19 protein-coding genes are annotated in these 20,550 nt (G+C 65.2%); 8 read left to right on the forward strand and 11 right to left on the reverse strand.

What is annotated here, in order from left to right; genetic code table 11:
* Positions 1-238: 238 nt before the first annotated feature.
* On the forward strand, positions 239-835 hold the full coding sequence (locus tag D769_RS22790) for a hypothetical protein (protein WP_035884849.1): 597 nt from the start codon (positions 239-241) through the stop codon (positions 833-835).
* A gap of 39 nt (positions 836-874) precedes the next feature.
* On the opposite strand, the gene D769_RS22795 is transcribed toward D769_RS22790, so the two are convergent.
* The 4 genes from D769_RS22795 to D769_RS22810 form a co-directional block, all read right to left on the reverse strand.
* Positions 875-1,651 carry a DeoR/GlpR family DNA-binding transcription regulator gene (locus tag D769_RS22795; RefSeq protein ID WP_008649888.1) on the reverse strand — a complete coding sequence of 259 codons (777 nt, stop codon included), beginning with the start codon at positions 1,649-1,651 and terminating at the stop codon, positions 875-877.
* A gap of 108 nt (positions 1,652-1,759) precedes the next feature.
* Positions 1,760-2,761 carry a 4-hydroxythreonine-4-phosphate dehydrogenase PdxA gene (gene pdxA, locus D769_RS22800; protein WP_008649889.1) on the reverse strand — a complete coding sequence of 334 codons (1,002 nt, stop codon included), beginning with the start codon at positions 2,759-2,761 and terminating at the stop codon, positions 1,760-1,762.
* A gap of 30 nt (positions 2,762-2,791) precedes the next feature.
* Positions 2,792-4,024, reverse strand: a complete 1,233-nt coding sequence (locus D769_RS22805) for a four-carbon acid sugar kinase family protein (protein ID WP_008649891.1) — start codon at positions 4,022-4,024, stop codon at positions 2,792-2,794.
* On the reverse strand, positions 4,021-5,004 hold the full coding sequence (locus tag D769_RS22810; protein WP_008649893.1) for a 2-keto-3-deoxygluconate permease: 984 nt from the start codon (positions 5,002-5,004) through the stop codon (positions 4,021-4,023). The genes D769_RS22805 and D769_RS22810 overlap by 4 nt, the downstream gene beginning before the upstream one ends.
* Positions 5,005-5,274: 270 nt before the next feature.
* Between D769_RS22810 and D769_RS22815 the strand changes: the two genes are divergently transcribed.
* A complete protein-coding gene (locus D769_RS22815; RefSeq protein WP_008649896.1) occupies positions 5,275-5,883 on the forward strand; it encodes a glutathione S-transferase in 609 nt (202 codons plus the stop codon).
* A gap of 190 nt (positions 5,884-6,073) precedes the next feature.
* Here D769_RS22815 and D769_RS22820 read toward each other — a convergent pair whose 3' ends face one another.
* Positions 6,074-6,877, reverse strand: coding sequence for an IclR family transcriptional regulator C-terminal domain-containing protein (locus D769_RS22820; protein WP_234707116.1), 804 nt, complete (start codon positions 6,875-6,877; stop codon positions 6,074-6,076).
* Positions 6,878-7,036: 159 nt separating this feature from the next.
* On the opposite strand from D769_RS22820, the gene D769_RS22825 reads away from it, so the two are divergent.
* A complete protein-coding gene (locus tag D769_RS22825; protein WP_008649901.1) occupies positions 7,037-8,680 on the forward strand; it encodes an acetyl-CoA--acetoacetyl-CoA transferase in 1,644 nt (547 codons plus the stop codon).
* Between the two features lie 69 nt (positions 8,681-8,749).
* On the forward strand, positions 8,750-9,763 hold the full coding sequence (locus D769_RS22830) for a tripartite tricarboxylate transporter substrate binding protein (RefSeq protein ID WP_008649910.1): 1,014 nt from the start codon (positions 8,750-8,752) through the stop codon (positions 9,761-9,763).
* A gap of 81 nt (positions 9,764-9,844) precedes the next feature.
* Here the strand turns inward: D769_RS22830 and D769_RS22835 are convergent, their stop codons facing one another.
* Positions 9,845-11,452, reverse strand: coding sequence for an alkaline phosphatase D family protein (locus tag D769_RS22835; RefSeq protein WP_008649912.1), 1,608 nt, complete (start codon positions 11,450-11,452; stop codon positions 9,845-9,847).
* Positions 11,453-11,709: 257 nt separating this feature from the next.
* Between D769_RS22835 and D769_RS22840 the strand changes: the two genes are divergently transcribed.
* Positions 11,710-13,206: a DEAD/DEAH box helicase gene (locus D769_RS22840; RefSeq protein WP_008649914.1), complete on the forward strand. Its 1,497-nt coding sequence runs from the start codon at positions 11,710-11,712 to the stop codon at positions 13,204-13,206.
* On the opposite strand, the gene gluQRS is transcribed toward D769_RS22840, so the two are convergent.
* Positions 13,149-14,081 carry a tRNA glutamyl-Q(34) synthetase GluQRS gene (gene gluQRS / locus D769_RS22845; RefSeq protein ID WP_040011204.1) on the reverse strand — a complete coding sequence of 311 codons (933 nt, stop codon included), beginning with the start codon at positions 14,079-14,081 and terminating at the stop codon, positions 13,149-13,151. The two genes, D769_RS22840 and gluQRS, sit on opposite strands and share 58 nt — an antisense overlap.
* A gap of 41 nt (positions 14,082-14,122) precedes the next feature.
* Positions 14,123-15,058 (reverse strand): LysR family transcriptional regulator, encoded by a 936-nt coding sequence (locus D769_RS22850; RefSeq protein ID WP_008649920.1) that lies wholly within the window; start codon positions 15,056-15,058, stop codon positions 14,123-14,125.
* 145 nt (positions 15,059-15,203) lie between these two features.
* Between D769_RS22850 and D769_RS22855 the strand changes: the two genes are divergently transcribed.
* Together D769_RS22855 and D769_RS22860 are read left to right on the forward strand one after the other, a co-directional pair.
* On the forward strand, positions 15,204-15,902 hold the full coding sequence (locus D769_RS22855; RefSeq protein ID WP_008649922.1) for a pirin family protein: 699 nt from the start codon (positions 15,204-15,206) through the stop codon (positions 15,900-15,902).
* Between the two features lie 195 nt (positions 15,903-16,097).
* Complete coding sequence (locus D769_RS22860; RefSeq protein ID WP_008649924.1) at positions 16,098-17,078, forward strand: CobD/CbiB family protein; 981 nt, start codon at positions 16,098-16,100, stop codon at positions 17,076-17,078.
* A 75-nt stretch (positions 17,079-17,153) separates the two neighbouring features.
* On the opposite strand, the gene D769_RS22865 is transcribed toward D769_RS22860, so the two are convergent.
* Genes D769_RS22865 through D769_RS22875 form a run of 3 tightly spaced genes read right to left on the reverse strand, consistent with a single transcriptional unit; the run spans position 17,154 to position 19,724 of the window.
* Positions 17,154-17,471, reverse strand: coding sequence for a DUF2007 domain-containing protein (locus D769_RS22865; protein ID WP_008649925.1), 318 nt, complete (start codon positions 17,469-17,471; stop codon positions 17,154-17,156).
* Positions 17,472-17,505: 34 nt separating this feature from the next.
* Complete coding sequence (gene rsgA, locus D769_RS22870) at positions 17,506-18,477, reverse strand: ribosome small subunit-dependent GTPase A (RefSeq protein ID WP_008649927.1); 972 nt, start codon at positions 18,475-18,477, stop codon at positions 17,506-17,508.
* Positions 18,474-19,724, reverse strand: a complete 1,251-nt coding sequence (locus tag D769_RS22875) for a M48 family metallopeptidase (RefSeq protein ID WP_008649928.1) — start codon at positions 19,722-19,724, stop codon at positions 18,474-18,476. The genes rsgA and D769_RS22875 overlap by 4 nt, the downstream gene beginning before the upstream one ends.
* Positions 19,725-19,876: 152 nt before the next feature.
* Here D769_RS22875 and orn point away from each other — a divergent pair, with 152 nt between their 5' ends.
* Entirely contained in the window at positions 19,877-20,494 is a 618-nt protein-coding gene (orn, locus tag D769_RS22880; RefSeq protein WP_040011205.1) for an oligoribonuclease, read from the forward strand.
* The last annotated feature ends 56 nt before the right edge of the window (positions 20,495-20,550 follow it).

Raw genomic sequence — 20,550 nt, forward strand, 5'->3', positions numbered from 1 at the left:
TTCACCTCTGCGTCGTACGGGCATGTGAGTGGCGATTATGGCATTCATGGTCGCGAGGATCTTGTCTGCACGAGCGGACATGCAGTCGTTCGTCACGCTGCGCGAAATGCGCCGTAACACGGCTTACAGACCGGGCGTCGTCTGCCTGCGCAGTTGCCGCATTAATGCAGGCAAGGGCGACGTCCCCATCAGAAACGACGGCCCGAGCACCCTGACAACGTATGTGGAGGAATCAATCATGAAGCGCAATTCCGTTCTTCTTGCTGGCCTGATCGCAGCCACCCTCTCGGGTATCGCCAGCGCGCAAACCGGCGCGGTGACCTACGACACCCAGCGCGACGTCAACCAGCAGCAGCGTATCGAGAATGGCCTGAAGTCGGGCACGCTGACCACGCGAGAGGCGTCAAGCCTGGAGCAGCAGGAGTCGAAGGTCGATCGCATGGAAGCCAATTCGCTGCAGAACGGCAAGCTTTCGCCGCAGGAGCAGGCCCGCATCCAGAACGCGCAGAACCGAGTGAGCCAGGATATATCGCGTGATACCCACAACGGCAAGGTCGGCAACCCGGACAGCGTGTCGTCACAGCGGATGCAGGCCGACGTCCAGCGCAATATCAATCAGGAGACGCGTGTCCGCAATGGTGTGGAAAATGGCTCGCTGACCAACCGGGAGACGGCGCAACTCGAGCGTGGCCAGGCGCATGTCGATCACGCAGAAGCGCGCGCGGGCCGTAACGGCCATGTCGGGGCGGGGGAACAACGCTCGATCAATCGTGCCGAGAACCATGCCAGCGGCCAGATCTACCACGACAAGCACAACGGCCATCGTCGCGGCTGAACGCCGGAGGGCGGATGTGCAAGCGCGGGCGGCGCGACGCTAACTCGCGACCGCCACGCGCACCTGCTTCAGCGCGCGGAACGGTTCTAGCTGGTCGGCGGTGGCATCGCCATCTGTCACCAGCGTCCATCCGCGTTCCAGCGGGGTCCAATGCTGCTGGCGGGCGCGGCCCAGCTTGGTCGAGTCGGCCAGCACGAAGATATCGGCGGCTTGCCGGATGATGCATTCCTTCAGATAAGCCTGTTCGGCGCTGGCCTCGCACAGGCCCACGCCAGCCACGACACCGTCGGCGCCCAGGAATGCCTTGTCGACGCTGATGCGCGACAGCGCCAACTGTGCCAGCGGGCCGAACGTGCCCATGCTCGATGGCCGCACATCGCCGCCGATCAGCGTGACGCGGACTTCGGGCAGGCCGGCCAGAGCAGTGACCACAAGCAGGTTCGTCGTGTAGACATGCAGGTCCGAACGCGCGGCGAGCATCCGGGCCAACGCGGCCGCCGTGGTGCCGCTATCGAGCAGCACGGCGTCACCGTCGTCGACAAAGGTCGCCGCCATGCGCGCGATCGACTCCTTCTGGTCGCGTTGCAGTGCCTTGCGTTCCTCGAGCGAAGCCTCGGGTTCGTGCCCGCCGATCTGCATCAGCGGCGCGGCACCGCCGTAAGTGCGCACGATGCGCCCTTCGCGTGCCAGCGCGGTGAGGTCGCGGCGCACCGTTGCTTCGGATACGCCGAGGTTGCTGGTCAACCGTTCAACGTTGGCATCCTCGCCGGACAGTACGAGTTCGAGGATAGCGCGGCGGCGGTCGGCGGCTTTCATGGATGGGAAAAGAGAAAAGGGGATCGCAAACGATCCCCGATCTTACCGCAGCGGTGGCTGGCTCAAGCCGTGTGGCCGTGTCGCCGTGTGGCTGGGCCGCCGGTCCGCTCACGCGCGGCGGGTAGCCAGTTCCGCGCCCTGGCGCAACGCTTCCAGCAGGCTGCGTTCGTCGGCGATGCCCTTGCCGGCGATGTCGAACGCCGTGCCGTGGTCCACCGACGTGCGGATGACTGGCAGGCCCACGGTGATGTTCACACCGGCTTCCAGGCCAAGCACCTTGACCGGGCCATGGCCCTGATCGTGATACATGGCCACCACGAGATCGAAATCGCCACGGCCAGCGCGGTAGAACAGTGTATCGGCCGGCAGCGGGCCTTCCACGTCCCAGCCGCGCGCGCGCAGTGCTTCCACGGCCGGAATGATCTTCTGCTCTTCCTCGCCGTGACCGAACAGGCCGTTCTCGCCAGCGTGCGGGTTGATGCCGCAGACGCCGATGCGCGGGGCAGCGATGCCCGCGCGCTGCAGCGTCACCTGGCCCCGCTCGATCGTGCGCTGTACCAGACCGGGCTCGATCTTGCGGATGGCATCCAGCAGGCCGATGTGCGTGGTGACGTGAATCACGCGCAGCTTCGGCGCGACGAGCATCATCGAGACTTCGGGCGTGCCGGTCAGGTGCGCCAGCATCTCGGTGTGGCCCGGAAACTTGTGGCCGCCCGCGTGCAGGGCTTCCTTGTTCAGCGGCGCGGTGCAGATCGCATCGATCTTTTCTTCCTGCGCCAGTCTGACCGCGCGCTCGATGTAGCGGAACGCGGCGTCGCCGGCCACGGCGGACAGTTTGCCGAACGGCAGGTCTTCGGGGATCAGGCCCAGGTCGATGCAGTCGATCGTGCCCGGCTCGAAGCGTGCTTCCTCGGGCGACTGGATCGCGCGGATCCTGAGGGCCGAGTTGACGAGTTTGCCTGCCTGTTCGAGCCGGCGCGCATCGCCGATGACCAGCGGGCGGCATTGGGCGTAGACGGTTTCGTGGGCCAGGCTCTTGACGATGACTTCGGGCCCGATGCCCGTGGCATCACCCATCGTGATGCCGATGACAGGAATGTAGTCGCTCATGTTTGTCTTTATCCCGTTTCGTGGGGCGGTTCAGTTCTGGCGCATGGCTTGCCACGCCAGCCACAACGCGGCTTCGGTGCCGAATGCACCGGCCTTGGTGGCCACGCGGCGCGCTGGCGCGCCAGGGAGGGATTCAATGGTGTCGGACAGCGGCACGCCGGGTTCGACCTCGTGCCGTAATGCCAGCGCGGCAATACCGGCCGCGCCGAGCATGGCGCGCGCGGTTTCGCCGCCGGTGGCGATCAATCCGCCAACATGTTCGAAGGAGGGCAGAACCAGTTGCGCGAGCGCGGTCGACAGCCGCGACCCTTCGGCCGGGTCGAAGGCATCGTCGCGGCCGATGCTGAGCAGCAGATCGCGGCCGGCGCTCAGGCATGTCGTGATCGATTGCCGCGTGGTGGTCCATGCGGGATGGCCCGGGCCATCGCGTAGCGTCTGCGGCGCCACGATCAGGGCTTCCATTCGCGCCCGCTCGCACAGGTAGGCGGCTTGCTTGCCGGAGATGCCCGACATGCTGCCGACCATCGTCAGCATCGGACCCCGGTGATACGTGAGCGGAGATGTCGTCTCCGCACGCGAGACCTGCGCTACGGTGGACAGCGCGCGCGCCAGTCCGCCGGAGCCGACCCAGTACGCCGGCGTGTCGAGCTGACTCGAGGCGTCGGCCAGCGTCACCAGATCCTGTTCGGTTTCGGCGTCGCAGACAACTGCTGCGATGCCGTCCGCCTGTCGCGCACGCAACTCGGCGAGCACGGCCGGGGCGCCGGCACGAACGACGTCGAGCGGCAGTAGTGCCGTGGCCAGTCCGCGCGCGGCGAGCAGTGCCACCATGTCAGCGTGACCGTTCAGGCCTTCCAGGCGCCAGATGTCGGTGTCCTCCAGTGGCTGGCCGTTGACGAACATGCGGCCGCCGCGCGTGGTGCGCCCCGTCGCGGGGAACGCCGGCGCGATGATCGCCAGCCCTGCCAGCGGCTGCAATGCCACCGTTTCGGCGGCCCAGTTGCCGCGCAGGGTCGAGTCGATTTTCTTGTACAGACGCCGGTGCCGGCCGTCGCCGCGATGCCAGGCGTCGATGTTGCTGGTGGTGGCATCTTCGGGCGTCATGCGGCGGCTATCGACATCAGCCGCCACGATTTCTGCATCGGCGATGCCGACGGAATCGGCCACGTCGAGTGTGACCACCGCGCGCGCGCCGTGCGCGGCAAAGCCGATCGCGCAGTCAGCGGCGCCGGACAGGTCGTCGGCGATGATCAGCCAGGTCATGCGGTGGTCCTGGCCACGGCCGCACTGGTGCGATTGGCTACCCGGCGTGCCACGAATGCGGTGACCAGCGGCGTCAGCACGGCGGTCACGACCACGCAGGCGGCCACCAAAATCGTGGCGCTCTTGGCCGCTTCGGTATAGGCGGGGTTGGCTGCCGCCACCAGCGTGGGTACCGCTGCGGCATTGCCCGCGGTGCTTGCCGCCGCAACACCCGCCACACCCGTGCCGCCGCTCAGGCGGTCCGCGATATACAGCGCGAAGCCGGTGACCACCACCACTGCCACACCCAGGCCGAGGCCAAGCATGCCGGCCTGCCAGACCTTGTGCAGATCGAGGCCCGCGCCCAGCGCCAGCGCGAAGAACGGAATCATCACGGGAACGGCCTTGCTGAGGAAGTCGCGCATCTCGCGATCGAGGTTACCGAGCAGCATGCCCAGCATCAGCGGCAGGATACTGCCAACCAGTGTCGGCCAGGGGAATGCCGAAAGACCGGCCACGCCCAGCGTCACCATGGTCAGGAACGGCCCCGATTCCAGCGACATGATCGAGTAGGCGCCGACGTCCTCGGGCCGGCCGTACTGACCCATCAGCGCCATGTACAGGCCGCCGTTGGTGTCGTTCATCGCGGCCACCACGGCCAGCGTGGAGAGGCCGGCGAACATGCCCGCGCTGATCGGCGACTCGCCGAGGAAGTGACCGAGGATGACGCCCAGCAGCATTGCCGTGCCCACCTTGGTGGCGAACAGCACGCCGCCTTTCTTGACGATGTATGGGGTGGCCTTGATGTTGATGCTGGCGCCCATGCAGACATAGAACACCGCCAGGATCGGCAGGGCGCCGGTGAACAGCGCGTTGGTGAACGACCCGAAGAACTTCGGGCCGTCGGGCGCGAAGGTGGCAACCAGTGAACCGATCAGCAACGGCACGATCATCATGCCGCCCGGCACGCGCTCGATGGCGCGCTTGATATGAATCTGCATGTTCGTCTCCAGCCGCGCCTGGGGTGCGCGGCAGCCTGTGTGTTTTGATCAATGAATTGATTGAATCGATCAATTCAGGGGCGAAGTGTAGGCGAAATGCGATTTTTTGACCAGTTCAATCATTGATATGATCGAAATGATCATTGGGTTGCTTGAGCGACGCGGTCATGTGCTGTCACGTGCGGCACGCTGCATGTGCGTCCGGGCTGCGCTATCGTATGCGTCCCGGCGCGGAAATCGCCGCGTCACCCAGCCACCGGAGCCAAGGAAATGAGACTGATCGGGATGCTCGACTCTCCCTACGTACGCCGCGCCGCCATCGCGCTGCGCCTGCTCGACCTGCCGTTCACGCATGAATCGGTGTCGGTATTCCGTACTTTCGATCAGTTCCGCGCGATCAACCCGGTGGTCAAGGCGCCGTCGCTGGTTTGCGATAACGGCGTTGTGCTGATGGATTCGACGCTGATCATCGACTACGCGGAAACGCTGGCAGGCCGCAGCTTGATGCCTGCGGGTCTGGTGGATCGCCAGCGCGCGCTGCGCACGATTGGCCTGGCGTTGGCGGCCTGCGAAAAGGTGGTCCAGAACGTCTATGAGCACAACCTTCGGCCCGAAGCCAAGCAGCATGAGCCCTGGCTGGAACGGATCGACGGCCAGCGCGCGGCCGCGTTTGAGCTGCTGGAGCAGGAGATCGCCAAGATGCCGGTGCCGGCCGACGCCCGTGCGCTTGATCAGGCAGGACTGACCGCTGCCGTGGTCTGGACGTTCACGCAGGCCATGTTGCCGGGCGCGGTCGACCCGGCGCGGCATCCGGCGCTGGCGGCGTTCACGTCGGCGGTCGAACGGTTCGCTCCGTTCCAGGATCTGCCGCTCGCATGACTTTTCGCGGAAGTTAGGTGCGTTACCCCACGCTTTTCCCCACATTCGGGTGATGCCGAGCCGCAGGTCTTCCACCAAGATAGCCCTTGGGGCGACTGGATCCTTGCCCCGCTACCACTTCAGCCCCGCGACCTCCCCGGCCAGCGGGGCTTTTTCCTTTCGGGGCCGTTTGCGCGTTGGCAGTGTGTCGTCAGCGTGCTTTCAGGATCGACTCGATCTGCGCCGCCGTGCGTCGCAGAGGCGGCAGGTAGTGTTTTTCGAGATAAGCCTGATCGCGGCTACCTAGCACCATGCTCAGGCCCAGGCCAGCCACGGTCTTGCCGGTCTGGTCATGCAGCGGCACCGAGATGCCGGCGAAGCCATCCGCCAATTCACTGATCAGCGTGCAGAAGCCGTCGGCGCGTACCGCTTCGAGCTTGCGTGCCAGCGCGGGGCCCGAACTGATCGTGAATGGCGTCAGTTGCCTGAGTTCAGCTTGCGCGAGATAGGCGTCGAGCGCTTCAGCGTCGAGCCCCGCCAGCAGCACGCGGCCGAGCGAGTGTGCATATGCCGGCATCCGGCGGCCGATGGCCATGTCCACGCGCAGTAGCTGGCTGGGTTCCTCGCGCGCGACCAGCACCACGGATTCCTGGTCGAGCATCCCGACCGAGCAGCTTTCGCCGACTTCGGCGCAGAGTGTCTGCAAGTAGGGGCGGGCCAGTTGCGGCAGGTTCATCGACGCAAAGTACGCGTAGCCCAGATCCATCACTTTTGGAGTCAGGGCGAACTGCCGGCCTTCCTGCGCCAGGTAGCCGTTGTGCGCCAGCGTCAGCAGCAGCCGGCGCGCGGCTGCGCGGGTGACGTCGAGTTCTTCCGCCACCTCCTGCATCGTCAGACGCTCCACGCCGCTGGCGTACAGCCGCAGCAGGGCAAGCCCCTTGGTCAGCGAGTCGAGCAGTTCTTCCTTCTTCGGGATCTCCGGAGCGTGGTCGTCAGGCATTGGCGTGGAAGTCAATCAAAGGTATCCGAGGGTCAGACCGGGCTTGCGTCCGGGCTGCCGATCCGTATGATATGCGTTTTCCGAACAAATGTTCGCAAAACGTGGTTCGGCGAAAACCACGATGGCAGGACAGTCCGGAAACGCCAGAAAAACCAGAAGAACCAGGAGACAGCAATGAAGGTGATCACCACCGCGCAGGCGGCCGCGCTCGTGCAGAGCGGCTGGACCGTGGCCAGCGCCGGGTTTGTCGGGGCGGGGCACGCCGAAGGGGTGACCGAGGCGCTCGAGCAGCGTTTCTTGCGCGAGGCCCTGCCACGGGACCTGACGCTGGTGTATTCGGCCGGGCAGGGCGACCGGGGCGCCCGTGGTGTGAACCATTTCGGTAACGTCGGCATGACCCGCGCGGTCGTCGGCGGTCACTGGCGCTCCGCTACGCGGCTGGCCACGCTGGCGATGAACGAACAGTGCGAAGGCTTCAACCTGCCACAGGGCGTGCTCACGCATCTCTATCGGGCCATCGCAGGCGGTAAGCCCGGCGTGCTGACCAAGATCGGTCTGCATACGTTCGTCGATCCTCGTGTCGAGAAGGACGCGCGTTACCACGGTGGCGCGGTCAACCAGCGTGCCCGCGATGCCATTGCCGCCGGTACAGCGAACTGGGTAGAGGCGGTCGACTTCCGTGGCGACGAATATTTGTTCTACCCGAGCTTCCGCATTGATTGCGCGCTGATCCGCTGCACGGCGTCCGACACGCGCGGCAATCTCAGCACGCATCGCGAGGCCTTCCACCACGAACTGCTGGCGATGGCGCAAGCCGCGCACAACTCGGGCGGCATCGTGATCGCCCAGGTGGAGTCGGTGGTCGACTACCACGAGACCCTGCAGGCCATCCACGTGCCGGGCATTCTGGTGGACTACGTGGTGGTCAGTGAACAGCCCGGGCATCACCTGATGACGTTTGCCGAGGCCTACAACGAAGCCTACGTCAGGCCCTGGCGCGGTGAAGCCGCCGAGGCCGCGGAGCGGGCGAAGGAAGCCGAGGTGCTGCCCGATGCGTCGGCGCAACTCGATGCGCGCACGATCGCGCAGCGGCGCGCCGTCATGGAGCTAGCGGCACGCAAACCGCGCGTGGTGAACCTGGGTGTCGGGATGCCGGCCGCGGTTGGCGCGCTGGCGCATCAGGCCGGCCTGGGCGGTTTCACGCTGACCGTGGAAGCCGGTCCGATCGGCGGCACGCCGGCGGATGGACTGAGCTTCGGCGCGTCGGCCTATCCTGAGGCGGTGGTCGACCAGCCCGCGCAGTTCGACTTCTACGAAGGCGGCGGCATCGACCTGGCGATCCTCGGTCTGGCTGAACTCGACGGGCACGGCAACGTCAACGTGAGCAAGTTCGGGGAAGGCGAGGGTGCGTTGATTGCCGGTGTTGGCGGCTTTATCAACATCACCCAGAGCGCACGCGCGGTGGTGTTCATGGGCACGCTGACAGCCGGTGGCCTCGAGATACGGGTCGAGCAGGACCAGTTGCGGATCGCGCGCGAGGGTCGTGTGAAGAAGATCGTGCCCGAGGTATCGCACCTGAGCTTCAACGGCCCGTACGTGGCGTCGCTCGGCGTGCCGGTGCTCTACATCACCGAGCGTGCCGTATTCGAAATGCGCGCTGACGCGCAGGGCGATGCTCGCCTGACGCTGGTCGAGATCGCTCCCGGCGTGGACCTGCAACGCGACGTGCTCGATCAATGCGCCACGCCGGTCGCCGTGGCCGATGACCTGCGCCTGATGGACGCGCGGCTGTTCCGGCCGGGCGTCATGAAGCTCTGAAACGGATTTTCAAGAACGAGAAAGCAGGCCGGCGTGTCCTGTTCGCCGGCAGCAATTGGAGGAAGCACCGTGCAATACCGTAGTCACCGTCATCAACGTACCCATCGCCGTCTGGCGCTGTCCGCGCTCGCCGTGGCGGCACTGCTGCCGTTCGTCCCTGCCGCTGCGCAGGCCCAGGCGAACTACCCGGACAAGCCGATCCGGCTGGTCGTGCCGTTCCCGGCCGGTGGTCCCACCGATACCGCTGCGCGCATCATCGGCCAGAAGATGAGCGAGACGCTCAAGCAGCCGATCGTCATCGACAATCGTCCGGGGGCGTCGGGCACCATCGGCACCGAGACCGTGGCCAAGGCCACGCCCGACGGCTACACGATCGTGATGCTTGCCACGCCGACGCTGCTGGCGCCGTATCTGCTGCCGCGCAAGGGCTATGACATCTTCAAGGACTTCGCGCCTATCGGTAACGCGTATGAGCTGCCGATCGTGATGGTGGTCAATCCGCACGCGCTGCCCGATGTGACCAACCTGCAGCAGTACATCGCAAAGGCCAAGGCCAATCCCGGCCAGATGAACTACACCAGCGCGGGCAATGGCAGCTTCGGTCATCTGTCGACGGAGCTTCTGAAGAACCTCGGCCACTTCGACGTGCAGCACGTGCCTTACAAAGGCAGCGCGCCGGCCATGTCCGACGTGCTGGCCGGACAGGTGCCGATGATGTTCTCCGACATGATTGCCGCGCTGCCGCACATCAAGGCGGGCAAGCTGCGCGCAATCGCGGTGGGGTCAAGCAAGCGCGTGAGCTTCGCGCCCGAGGTGAAGACCGTAGCCGAGCAGGGCTTCCCGGGATTCGACGCCGCGTCGTGGGGTGGCCTGCTGGCGCCGGCCGGCACGTCCAAGGAGATCGTGGCCAAGCTGTCGGCCGCGCTCAAGGGGGCGCTGGCCGATCCGACTGTCGAGCAGAAGATGCTGGGCGCCGGCACCGTGGCCTCGTACCTGCCTTCTGACCAGTTCGCCACGCGTATGCGCAATGACTACGCGAAGTGGGGCAAGGTCATTCAGGACAACGGTATCAAGAGCGATTGATCTCGGCGATTGATACCGGCGATTGATACCGGCGATTGATACCGCCGTCCGGCGTTTCGGTCGGCGGCTTCGCGAGGACGCTCAGGCCTGCGCCTGCAGCGTCTGCGAATACTGCGACACGCCGTTCAGGTCACGCAGATCGACGGTCAGCGCGCGTGAGGCGGGGTCGATGTTGACCTCGCCGAAGAACTGATAGCCGGCAAACGGCGACATGTTCTGCGCGGTGGGCGCTTTCTGGAATGCGACATGCGGCCCGAACGTGTTGTCGAGCGGGTTCGGGCCGAAGCTGCCTGCATTGAGCGGGCCGGCCACGAATTCCCAGAACGGATCGAAATCCTTGTACACCGCGCGTTCCGGCGAGTAGTGGTGGGCGGCGCAATAGTGCACGTCCGCCGTCACCCACACCACGTTCTTGATGCCGGCTTGTCGGATGCGCGTGAGCAGTCGCGCGGTTTCGAGTTCGCGTCCCAGGGCCGGACCGTCGCCGTTGGCGATGGCTTCCCAGCGCGGACGCCCCTGAGCGTCCTTGCCATCTGGCACGCCAAGGCCGATCGGCATATCAGCGGCGATGACCTTCCAGGTGGCCCGCGATGCCATCAGTTCCGCCACCAGCCATTCGAGCTGCGCATTGCCGAGGAATGCCGTGGCCGCGCTCTCGGTCGTCTCGCGGTTATAGCCATTTGGACCGCGGAAGCTGCGCATGTCGAGCACGAACACGTCCAGCAACGGTCCGTAGCCGATCTTGCGATGCACGCGCTCGGCCAGCCCCTGGCGGTGCCAGCGCATCGGCGCGTTTTCCAGGAAGGCGCGGCTGCCGCGCGCCACCAGCACGCGCACGTCTTTTTCCGTGTAGCGCGCGTCGCCGGAGAGATCCTTCGAGGCCGACCAGTTGTTGGTGATCTCGTGGTCGTCCCACTGCCAGATCTGCGGCACCTGGCTCGCAAAGCGGCGCACGTTGGTGTCCATCATGTTGTAGCGATGACGGCCGCGGAACTCCTTCAGCGTCTCGGCGACCTTGCTGACTTCCTCCGTCACCAGGTTGCGCCAGATGCGGCCATCCTCGGCTTTCTGCTCGGCCGTGATCGGGCTGTCCGCGTAGATCGTGTCGCCGCTGTGGATGAAGAAGTCCGGGTTGCGCTGGCGCATCGCTTCATAGATGCGCATCCCGCCGAGGTCGGGGTTGATGCCCCAGCCCTGGCCGACCGTATCGCCCGACCAGACGAAGCGGATCGGGCGATCGGCCTGCTGGGACGGGGTGCGGAACGAACCCTCCGTCCAGGCACCCAAGCCACGGCGTTGCTCGGGGTTCTCGAATGCGACGCGCACGTGGTATTGCTGACCCGGCAGCAGGCCGGTCAGCAAGGTGCGGGCGGTGAGGTCGGCTTCACTGGTCGCCAGCGGGCCTGAAATGCGCATCGGATTGCGGAAACCCGGCTCGGTGGCGTATTCGACCACCATGCGCGACTGGCGCTCGGCGCGTGCCCAGACCACGAGCCCGTCATCCGACGGATCGCCAAGCTGGATGCCGTCGGGCGTGTTCGGGCGTCCGTTCGACACCACGGCCGGGGCCGCGAGCACCGCCGGTCCAACCAGCGCCAGACTGGCGCCCAGGCCCAAAAAGCGCCGGGAAGTGCGCAGGAACCTGCGTCGGGTCAGATCGCTGGGCTCGGCGAGCGGGGTGGTGGTCATGGTGGAGTCCGTGGTGGAACGCTTTTTCTGGGTGGTATGGTCGGCGCTTGAGCCGGGGCAACATCGTCGCGCGTGGATGTGACATGTTGTTGACATCGCAGGCGCCGATACTGGCTAGCGTCCGGGATGACCGCGCCCGGGCAGTAATGGTAGAATCCAAGTCTTTGATTTTCCGGGCAATTCACCCTTTGCCCGGTCTCAGTTCCAGACGCGTGTCCGATTGCGACGGCTTCGCGCCCTGCACAGACACCTCAACCATGACGATGACAACCACACAAGACCAGGCCCCAGCAGCAGAGCAGACGTTCGAAAGCTTCGGGCTGGATCCGCGCGTTCTGCGCGCCTTGACCGAACAGGGTTACACCAAGCCGACGCCGATTCAGGCGCAGGCGATTCCCGTGGTGTTGCTGGGCAAGGATGTGATGGGCGCCGCGCAGACGGGCACCGGCAAGACCGCTGGTTTCGCGCTGCCGATCATTCAGCGTCTGCTGCCGCTCGCCAACGCGAGTGCCTCTCCGGCGCGTCACCCGGTGCGCGCGCTGATGCTGACGCCGACGCGCGAACTGGCCGATCAGGTCTACGACAACGTCGCCCGGTATGCCAAGCACACTGACCTGCGCAGCACGGTGGTCTTCGGTGGCGTCGACATGAACCCGCAGACCGATGCGCTGCGCCGTGGCGTGGAAATCCTCGTGGCCACGCCGGGTCGTCTGCTCGATCACGTGCAGCAGAAGTCGGTGAACCTGTCGCAGGTGCAGATGCTGGTGCTCGACGAAGCCGACCGCATGCTCGACATGGGCTTCCTGCCCGACCTGCAACGCATCATCAACCTGCTGCCGGCGCAGCGCCAGACGCTGCTGTTCTCGGCCACGTTCTCGCCCGAAATCAAGAAGCTGGCCTCCAGCTACCTGAAGCAGCCGGTGACGATCGAAGTGGCGCGCAGCAACTCGACCAACGAGAACGTGCGTCAGGTGGTGTATCAGGTGCAGGATGGCCACAAGCAGGCCGCCGTGGTGCATCTGCTCAAGCAGCGCGCCAACGAACAGCAGTCGCGCCAGTGCATCGTTTTCGTCAACAGCAAGATTGGTTGCTCGCGTCTGGCGCGTCATCTGGAGCGCGAGGGCATCAACGCCGCCGCGATTCACGGCGACAAGACGCAGACCGAGCGTATGCAGACGCTCGACGGTTTCAAGAATGGCACGATCGACGCGCTGGTGGCCACCGATGTGGCGGCCCGTGGTCTGGACATTCCCGCCATGCCCTGCGTGATCAACTTCGACCTGCCGTTCAGTGCGGAAGACTACGTGCACCGCATCGGCCGCACAGGCCGGGCTGGCGCCAGCGGCGACGCGCTTTCGATCTTCGTGCCGGGCAATGACGACCGTCTGCTGGCCGATATCGAGAAGCTGATCAAGCGCAGCATTCCGCGTGGCTCGCTGGACGGCTTCGATCCGACCGGCGAGCGTGCGCGTCAGGAAGACAGCGATCGTCGCCGCGCGCGTTCGGAAGTTCGCCGCGTTCGCGACAATGGCGAGGGCGAGGAGCAGCAGCGCCGCCGCCGTACCGAGCCGAATGGTCGCCAGGCGTTCCGTCCGTCGGACGATCCGTTCTTCTCGCGTCCGTACGAGCCGTCAGGCAACTACACGCCGGCACCGAAGACCGAGGAACAACTGGCCGCCGCGCTGACGCGTGGACGTCAGGCGCCCAAGCGCCCCGTGGCCGCGCTGCTGGGCGGCGCGCCGCGCAAGTCCTGAACGGCGCGAAGCCGTTCCAGCCACTGACCGGTTGCGGTCGCCAGCCAGGCGGCCACGGTCTTCTCCTGATTCACGATGCCCAGATGCGTTCCCGCGGTGCGGAGCGCATCGAGCGGCGCCGAAGCATCGAGCGCTTGCGCGCCGCTCTGCTTGCTCAATTTCTCTCCGACTGCGTTGACCACCACCGGCACGTGCAGATAGCCCGGCGTCGGCAAGCCCAGCAAATGCTGGAGGTGGATCTGTCGCGGTGTCGAATCCAGCAGGTCCGCTCCGCGCACGATATGCGTGATGCCCTGCGCGGCGTCATCGACCACGACCGCAAGCTGATAGGCCCATAGCCCATCGGCCCGTCTCAGTACGAAATCCCCGAGTTCCGTTTCCAGGTTCTGGCATTGGCGGCCCTGCCAGCGGTCGTCAAAGCAGATCGTTGCCGCCGGGCCATCTGGCACGCGCACGCGCCAGGCACGTGGCAGCTTGCCATGCAGGCCATTGCGGCAAGTGCCCGGGTAGCCGAGTGTCTGATGCCGTTCGCGCACGTGCACGAGCGAATCAGCGATTTCCTTGCGTGTGCAGCCGCACGGGTAGAGATTGCCGGCGGCGTCGAGCTGGCGCAGCGCCTCCGCGTACAGGCCCTCGCGACGGCTTTGCCAGACGGGCGGTTCGTCCGGGTGCAGGCCCAGCGCGTCGAGCGTGCGCAGGATGTCATCGTCGGCGCCCCTGACGCAGCGCGGGTAGTCGATGTCCTCGATCCGCACGAGCCAGTCGCCGCCATGGGCGCGCGCGTCCAGCCAGCTCGCCAGCGCGGTAACCAGGGAGCCCAGATGGAGTGGGCCAGAGGGGGAGGGCGCAAAGCGGCCCCGGTAGCGTTGTGACATGGAACTGCGGGATTCAGTCGACCTGTTTCAGTCGCTCTGTTTCAATCGGTCTGATCTAGCGGAGAGTGCGCCGGCTGAAGCAATAGCGCCTGTGCCAGCCGAGGGTCCTCGAGCTTGTTCGTCCACCACTGCAGCGCCTTGCCGCGCGTGTTCGTCCGCCAGGCTACCTTGAAGTTTCCGGGGGCGCGTACCTCCACGGTCTCCCGGGCCTGCAGCACGCCGCTTTCGATATGCGGTTGGGCCAGTGGCGCGGGCAGCCAGCCGCAGCCCAGGCCGCGGATCTGCGCTTCGAGCTTGTCGCGCATGGTGGGCACCACCAGCACATCCTGGCCGGCCAGCACGCCGTGGGTGCGCGCGGGCAGGTTGCGCGACGTATCGCCCACGGCCACGATGCGGTGCTTGGCGATCTCGATCGTCGTGAGCGGCCCTTCAATGGCGGCCAGCGGATGATGCGCGGCCACCGCGAACACGAATGGCATGGCACCAAGGGCACGCACCTGGAAGCCCTGCGTGCTTGGCGCCTCGTAGGCGCCGCCGATGATCAGATCCGCGCGATTGCTGACCAGCGCATCCCATGCGCCACCCAGCACCTCCTTGGAAAAGCGCAGCCGCGTGGCGGTGTTCTCGGCGTAGAAATCCTGGATCACGGGCAGCAGGGCGCGGAAATTGACGAGGTCGTCGACGGTGATGTTCAGGCTGGCCTCCCAGCCGGTGGCCAGTCGCTTGACGCGTCGCTCCAGGTCGTCGGCCGCGCGCAGGAGGTGGCGGCCCTCGTCGAGCAGCGCCCGGCCAGCCGGTGTCAACTCGGCGCGATGGCGGCGCCGGTCGAACAGCAGCACGTCGAGATCTTCCTCGAGCTTGCGGACGACATAGGTCAGGGCGGAGGGCACCTTGCCCATCTCGTGGGCGGCGGCGGCAAAGCTGCCTTTGCGCTCGATGGCGTCAAGGACTTCGAGGGATTCCAGGGACAGGGCCATATTCAGATTTTCTGAATGACTGCTTCTAATGTGGTGCCCGCCAATATACTCCCGCTGCCCTAAACTGCCTAGCATCGAAACGCCCCTGACCCATATGGATCTAGCCATCTGGGTCGATAGCCAGGCCACAAGGAGGGCCATCAAAATGATTGAAATCCGTAAATCTGAAGAGCGTGGGTATGCGGACCATGGCTGGCTCAAGTCGTACCACAGCTTCTCGTTTGCTGATTACTACGATCCGCGCCATGTCCAGTTCGGGTCGCTGCGCGTGATCAACGAAGACCGTGTGGCGCCGGGCATGGGCTTCGGCACGCACGGGCACCGGGACATGGAGATCATCAGCTATGTGCTTGAAGGCGAGCTGGCCCACAAGGACAGCATGGGCAACGGCAGCGTGATCCGTCCGGGGGATGTGCAGCGCATGAGCGCCGGCACGGGCGTGCGTCATTCGGAATACAACCACGCGGCGCACGATACGACGCATTTCCTGCAGATCTGGATCATGCCGAACGAGACCGGCATCGAACCCGGATACGAGGAGAAGCACTTCGAAGCCGCCGACAAGCGCGGTCGCCTGCGCCTGGTGGGTAGCCCGGACGGCGCCGAAGGTTCGGTGGTGATCCATCAGGATGTGCGCCTATACGCGGGCCTGTTCGATGGCGATGAAACTGCCACGCTGTCGTTGGCACCGGGCCGTCGCGCCTATGTCCACGTGGCGCGTGGGCGCATCAGCATGAACGGCCAGGCGCTCGAGGCTGGCGACGCCGCGAAGCTGGAAGACGTGGAAACCGTGAACCTGTCGCAAGGCAGCGGGGCCGAGGTGCTGGTCTTCGATCTCTCCTGACCGGCTCATCCGTTTCCTACCCCGTGGCATTGACGCCCGCTTCGGCGGGCGTTTTGTGTTTTTGCCGCTTTTAGCTTTTTGCTTACCAGTGCTTACACGAGTATTGCAAAGCCACCGAAGCGCTATGCTATCGTCTGGCTATACGGCCAAGGGACCGCCGCGGCACTTCGCCGCACACCGATTAATCGTCACCCGATGACTTTCGTTTCCATTCTTCTGGCGCTGATTGCCGAACAGTTCCGCGCCTTGGGTCGGAACAATCCGATTTTCGACATCGTGCGCGTGCTGGGCGACCGGGCCGAGCACGCATTCGATACCGGTCGCCCGCGCGACGCCGCGCTGGCCTGGCTGACCGTGGTATTACCGCTGACGCTGGCGGTAGTGATCGTCCACTATCTGCTGTCTTCGATCAGCATCGCGCTGACGCTGGTCTGGAATGTGCTGCTGCTGTACCTGACCCTCGGGTTCCGGCAGTTCAGCCACTACTTCACCGACATCCACGAGGCGCTCAACCGCGACGACCTGCATACCGCGAGGACGATCCTGCACGAGTGGACCGGGCTCGATACCGTCGAAATGCCGGTCAGCGAGATCGTGCGTCATACGCTTGAAGCGGCGATCGTCGCCGTGCACCGCCATGTCTTTGGCGTGTTCTTCTGGTTCCTGGTGCCGATCGGCCCGGGTGGCGTGATCCTCTATCGCACCGCCGAGTATCTGAGCCGGCAGTGGAACAGCCCGTCCAACGAACGCAGCCCGGCCCTGGGTTGCTTTGCCGCGCAGGCGTTCTACGTGCTCGATTGGGTCCCGTCGCGCCTGACCTCGATCGGATTTGCGATCGTCGGCAACTTCGAGGATGCGGTCTACGCGTGGCGCAACCACGCGCGCAAATGGAACGATGCGGTCAACGGCATCCTGCTTGCCAGTGGTGGCGGGGCGCTTGGCGTCCGGCTCGGCGCGCCGCTGGCCGAGGACGATTCGAGTGTGATGCTGCGCATGAGCGTGGCGGGCGTCGACTATGCTCCTGGCATGGACGATGGTTCGGACCCCGTGCCGCCCGAATTCGGCAGCGATCCGGGTGTTCGCACGCTGCAATCGGCGGTTGGTCTGGTCTGGCGTGCCGTGGTCCTCTGGATGATTCTGCTGGCGATGATCTCGCTGGCGTTGTGGGTGGGTTGAGCCCGCAGCGACTCTCGCAAAGAAAAAAGCGCCACGTTGGCGCTTTTTTCTTTCTCCCGGCGGCCGATGGCTGGTCTATCCGACGGCCTGCTCCTGTGGCTGCCCACAGCGCCAGCACGCCGCGAACTGCGCCTCATGCCATTCTCCGCAGTGCCGGCACTGCCAGTGCGGACCCGGCCTCGGGTTTGCCGCGGCATTCAGCACCGCCCAGGCATCGGTTTCGGTAGAGTCATCGAGAATCCAAACCTGAGGTGCGCTTTCCTGCAGCGGGATATCACCCGCCGCGCCCGCCAGCCATGTGTTGCGGACCTCGGCCTGGATGCCCGCCGCGCGCAGCACGTTTTCGCAGTGCGCGGCGTGGACCAGCGATGGCGTCCTCAGCAGCAGTTTCATGATGGTGCGAAGCGAACGGGCAGGTGCGCTTACCTTACCACGGCTTCTGCTGGCGTGACTCGTGCAGCAACTGCGTGTAGAGCTGATGCCGGCGGGTGGAAATCGTGCCGTCGTCGATGGCCTGCAGCACCCCGCAGCCTGGCTCGTTGATGTGATGGCAGTTGTAGAATCGGCATTCGGTCAGCCGTGGCCGGAACTCCGGAAATGCCCGCTCGAGCATGCCTTCGCTCAGGTGGTGCAGTCCGAATTCCTGGAAGCCTGGCGAGTCGATCAGATAGCCCGGACGGCCGTCGACCACTGCCCATTCCTCGGGCAGGTGGTACAGGCGGGTGAACGTGGTGGTGTGCTTGCCCGAGTCGAGCTTCGCGGAGATCTCGCGCGTCTGCGCTTCCACACCCGGGATCAGCAGGTTCAGCAGCGACGACTTGCCCATGCCGGACTGGCCGATCATGATGCTGGAGACGCCCGCCGTACGCGGCTTGAGCGCGGCGAGCGCCTCTTCCGGGCGCCCGTGCACGGATAGCTCCAGCGTCTCGTAGCCCAGGTCCTGGTAGAGCTTCAGCCGCCGCCGCGCGTCATCGAGCCGCGCGGTCAGGTCGGTCTTGTTCAGGATCACCAGCGGCCGGATTTCCAGCGCTTCGGCCGATACCAGGGCGCGGCCCAGCAGGTCTTCGGAGAAGCTGGGCTCGGTGGCCAGGACGATGATGACCTGGTCGATATTCGCAGCCAGCAGCTTCGACTTGAACTGGTCGGAGCGGTGCAGCAGGTTCTTGCGCGGATCGATCGCGGTGATCACACCCTGATCCACCGAGGCCAGTTCCACGCGTACATGGTCGCCCACGGCGGCATCGCTCTTCTTGCCACGCGGAAACGCATGCAGGTGCGTGCCGTCCGCGCGTTCCACGACATAGTGCCGGCCGTGTGCCGCGACAATCAGTGCCGATTCGCTCGAGTCGTTCTTGCCGGTGCCTTTCCCGGCGTTGTGATGGCGCGCGCTGCGGGTCATGCGTGCGCCAGCAGGCGGTCGATCCGCTGGGCTGCGGGCGGATGCGAGTAGTAGAACGCGCTGTAGAGCGGGTCGGGGGTCAGCGTCGAGGCGTTGTCCTTGTACAGCTTGACCAGCGCCGAGACCAGATGGCCAGCATTGGTCTGGTGCGCGGCGAATTCGTCGGCCTCGAACTCATGCTTGCGCGACGATACGCTGGCCAGGGGGCCCAGGAAGAACGTGAATACCGGCAGCGTCAGGAAGAACAGCACCAGCGCCAGCGCGTGGTTGCTGCTGCCGAAGTTCGGCAGCACGCCCAGCCCGGTGAAGAACCATTCGCGCGTGGCCAGCCAGCCGAGCAGGGCCAGGAACACCAGCGACAGCGCAAACGTCACGATCATCATCTTGGCCACGTGACGACGCTTGAAGTGGCCCAGTTCGTGCGCCAGCACCGCTTCCACTTCCTCGCCATCCAGGCGCGACAGCAGGGTGTCGAAGAACACGATGCGCTTCGATGCGCCAAAGCCTGTGAAATAAGCGTTGCCATGGGCGCTGCGCCGGCTGCCATCCATCACGAACAGGCCCTTGCTGGCAAAGCCGCACTTGCGCAGCAGCGCCTCGATGCGCTCGCGCAGGGTTTCGTCGTTGAGCGGTTCGAACTTGTTGAACAGCGGGGCGATGAAGGTCGGGAAGATCACCTGCAGCAGCAGGCTGAACGCCATCCACAGCAGCCAGGTCCAGACCCACCAGTACGTGCCGGCCTGGTCCATCAGCCACAGCACGGCCAGCAGCAGCGGCAGGCCCAGCACGCAGGCCACCACGGCCATCTTGAGCAAGTCCGCCAGCCACAGGCCGAACGTCATCTTGTTAAAGCCGAAGCGCTCTTCGACCACGAACTGGCCGTAGAGCGAGAAGGGCAGGTCAATCAGCCCGCCAATCAGTACCACGCTGGCGATCAGCGCGACGCCATAGAAGTAGCCACCGCCGCCGAATACGTGCAGCCAGAGCTGGTTCAGCGCGTGCAGGCCGCCCAGCAGCGTGAAGCCGATCAGGACGGCCGCGCCGGCCAGCACCTCGAGCATCGACAGCCGCGTGCGTGCGATGGTGTAGTCCGCCGCTTTCTGGTGGGCGGACAATGTGATGGTGTCGGCAAAGCGTTCCGGCACGGCGCCGCGATGACGGCCCACATGGCGAATCTGGCGGCTGGCCAGCCAGAGTTTGGTCAGCACCATGACAACCAGTGCGGCAAGAAAGATCAGCGTGAACATCTGTGGGCCTTGTTGACGATGGCGCGGCGGAAGACATGCATACCTGGCCATCGGGGCGGATATGCGAGAATTATAAATTGTTCGCCCGCCGTACCTTTGGGTAATCCGTCGGGCGCTCTTATCCGACCTCCATATCGAGCCGTACCGCCAGAATGACAAGTCCTTCCGCATCCTCCGTCAAAAGTGAAAACAACCTCGTCTGGTTGGACATGGAAATGACCGGCCTGCAGCCGGACACCGACCGGATTATCGAAGTGGCGGTAGTGGTCACTGACTCCGAACTCAATATCCTGGCCGAAGGGCCGGTGCTGGTGATCCATCAGCCGGATGCCGTGCTGGACGCGATGGATAACTGGAACAAGGGCACCCACGGTCGCTCGGGCCTGATCGACAAGGTCAAGGCGTCCACGCTGACCGAAGCCCAGGCCGAGGCCGAATTGCTGGCGTTCCTGAAGCGCTGGGTGCCGGCCAACAAGTCGCCGATGTGCGGTAATTCGATCTGCCAGGACCGTCGCTTCATGGCGCGCTACATGCCCAAGCTCGAGTCGTTCTTCCACTACCGCAACCTGGACGTCTCGACGCTCAAGGAACTCTGCAAGCGCTGGGAACCGGCGATCCACAAGGGTTTCACCAAGCGCCAGCTTCACACGGCCCTGGCGGACATTCTGGAATCGGTGGAAGAACTGCGCTACTACCGCCAGCATTTCATCAAGACGTCGGCCTCCGCCACGCCCGAGGCGCCCGACGCACCCCAGGCACCAGCAGCCTGACCGTTCAAAAGTAGTACCTCCACGTGGCGGGCCGGTGCGCGGCCTCCGCCGCGCCA

The sequence above is a fragment of the Cupriavidus sp. HMR-1 genome (genome assembly GCF_000319775.1).
Classification (GTDB): Bacteria; Pseudomonadota; Gammaproteobacteria; order Burkholderiales; family Burkholderiaceae; genus Cupriavidus; species Cupriavidus metallidurans.

Excerpts from the sequence above, each read along its gene's own strand:
- D769_RS22860 (WP_008649924.1), top strand. The coding sequence starts at position 16,098 with ATGACTTTCGTTTCCATTCTTCTGGCGCTGATTGCCGAACAGTTCCGC.
- D769_RS22805 (WP_008649891.1), bottom strand. The coding sequence starts at position 4,024 with ATGACCTGGCTGATCATCGCCGACGACCTGTCCGGCGCCGCTGACTGC.
- D769_RS22790 (WP_035884849.1), top strand. The coding sequence starts at position 239 with ATGAAGCGCAATTCCGTTCTTCTTGCTGGCCTGATCGCAGCCACCCTC.
- orn (WP_040011205.1), top strand. The coding sequence starts at position 19,877 with ATGACAAGTCCTTCCGCATCCTCCGTCAAAAGTGAAAACAACCTCGTC.
- D769_RS22850 (WP_008649920.1), bottom strand. The coding sequence starts at position 15,058 with ATGGCCCTGTCCCTGGAATCCCTCGAAGTCCTTGACGCCATCGAGCGC.
- D769_RS22795 (WP_008649888.1), bottom strand. The coding sequence starts at position 1,651 with ATGAAAGCCGCCGACCGCCGCCGCGCTATCCTCGAACTCGTACTGTCC.
- D769_RS22875 (WP_008649928.1), bottom strand. The coding sequence starts at position 19,724 with ATGTTCACGCTGATCTTTCTTGCCGCACTGGTTGTCATGGTGCTGACC.
- D769_RS22840 (WP_008649914.1), top strand. The coding sequence starts at position 11,710 with ATGACGATGACAACCACACAAGACCAGGCCCCAGCAGCAGAGCAGACG.
- D769_RS22810 (WP_008649893.1), bottom strand. The coding sequence starts at position 5,004 with ATGCAGATTCATATCAAGCGCGCCATCGAGCGCGTGCCGGGCGGCATG.
- rsgA (WP_008649927.1), bottom strand. The coding sequence starts at position 18,477 with ATGACCCGCAGCGCGCGCCATCACAACGCCGGGAAAGGCACCGGCAAG.
- D769_RS22865 (WP_008649925.1), bottom strand. The coding sequence starts at position 17,471 with ATGAAACTGCTGCTGAGGACGCCATCGCTGGTCCACGCCGCGCACTGC.
- pdxA (WP_008649889.1), bottom strand. The coding sequence starts at position 2,761 with ATGAGCGACTACATTCCTGTCATCGGCATCACGATGGGTGATGCCACG.
- D769_RS22855 (WP_008649922.1), top strand. The coding sequence starts at position 15,204 with ATGATTGAAATCCGTAAATCTGAAGAGCGTGGGTATGCGGACCATGGC.
- gluQRS (WP_040011204.1), bottom strand. The coding sequence starts at position 14,081 with ATGTCACAACGCTACCGGGGCCGCTTTGCGCCCTCCCCCTCTGGCCCA.
- D769_RS22815 (WP_008649896.1), top strand. The coding sequence starts at position 5,275 with ATGAGACTGATCGGGATGCTCGACTCTCCCTACGTACGCCGCGCCGCC.
- D769_RS22835 (WP_008649912.1), bottom strand. The coding sequence starts at position 11,452 with ATGACCACCACCCCGCTCGCCGAGCCCAGCGATCTGACCCGACGCAGG.
- D769_RS22825 (WP_008649901.1), top strand. The coding sequence starts at position 7,037 with ATGAAGGTGATCACCACCGCGCAGGCGGCCGCGCTCGTGCAGAGCGGC.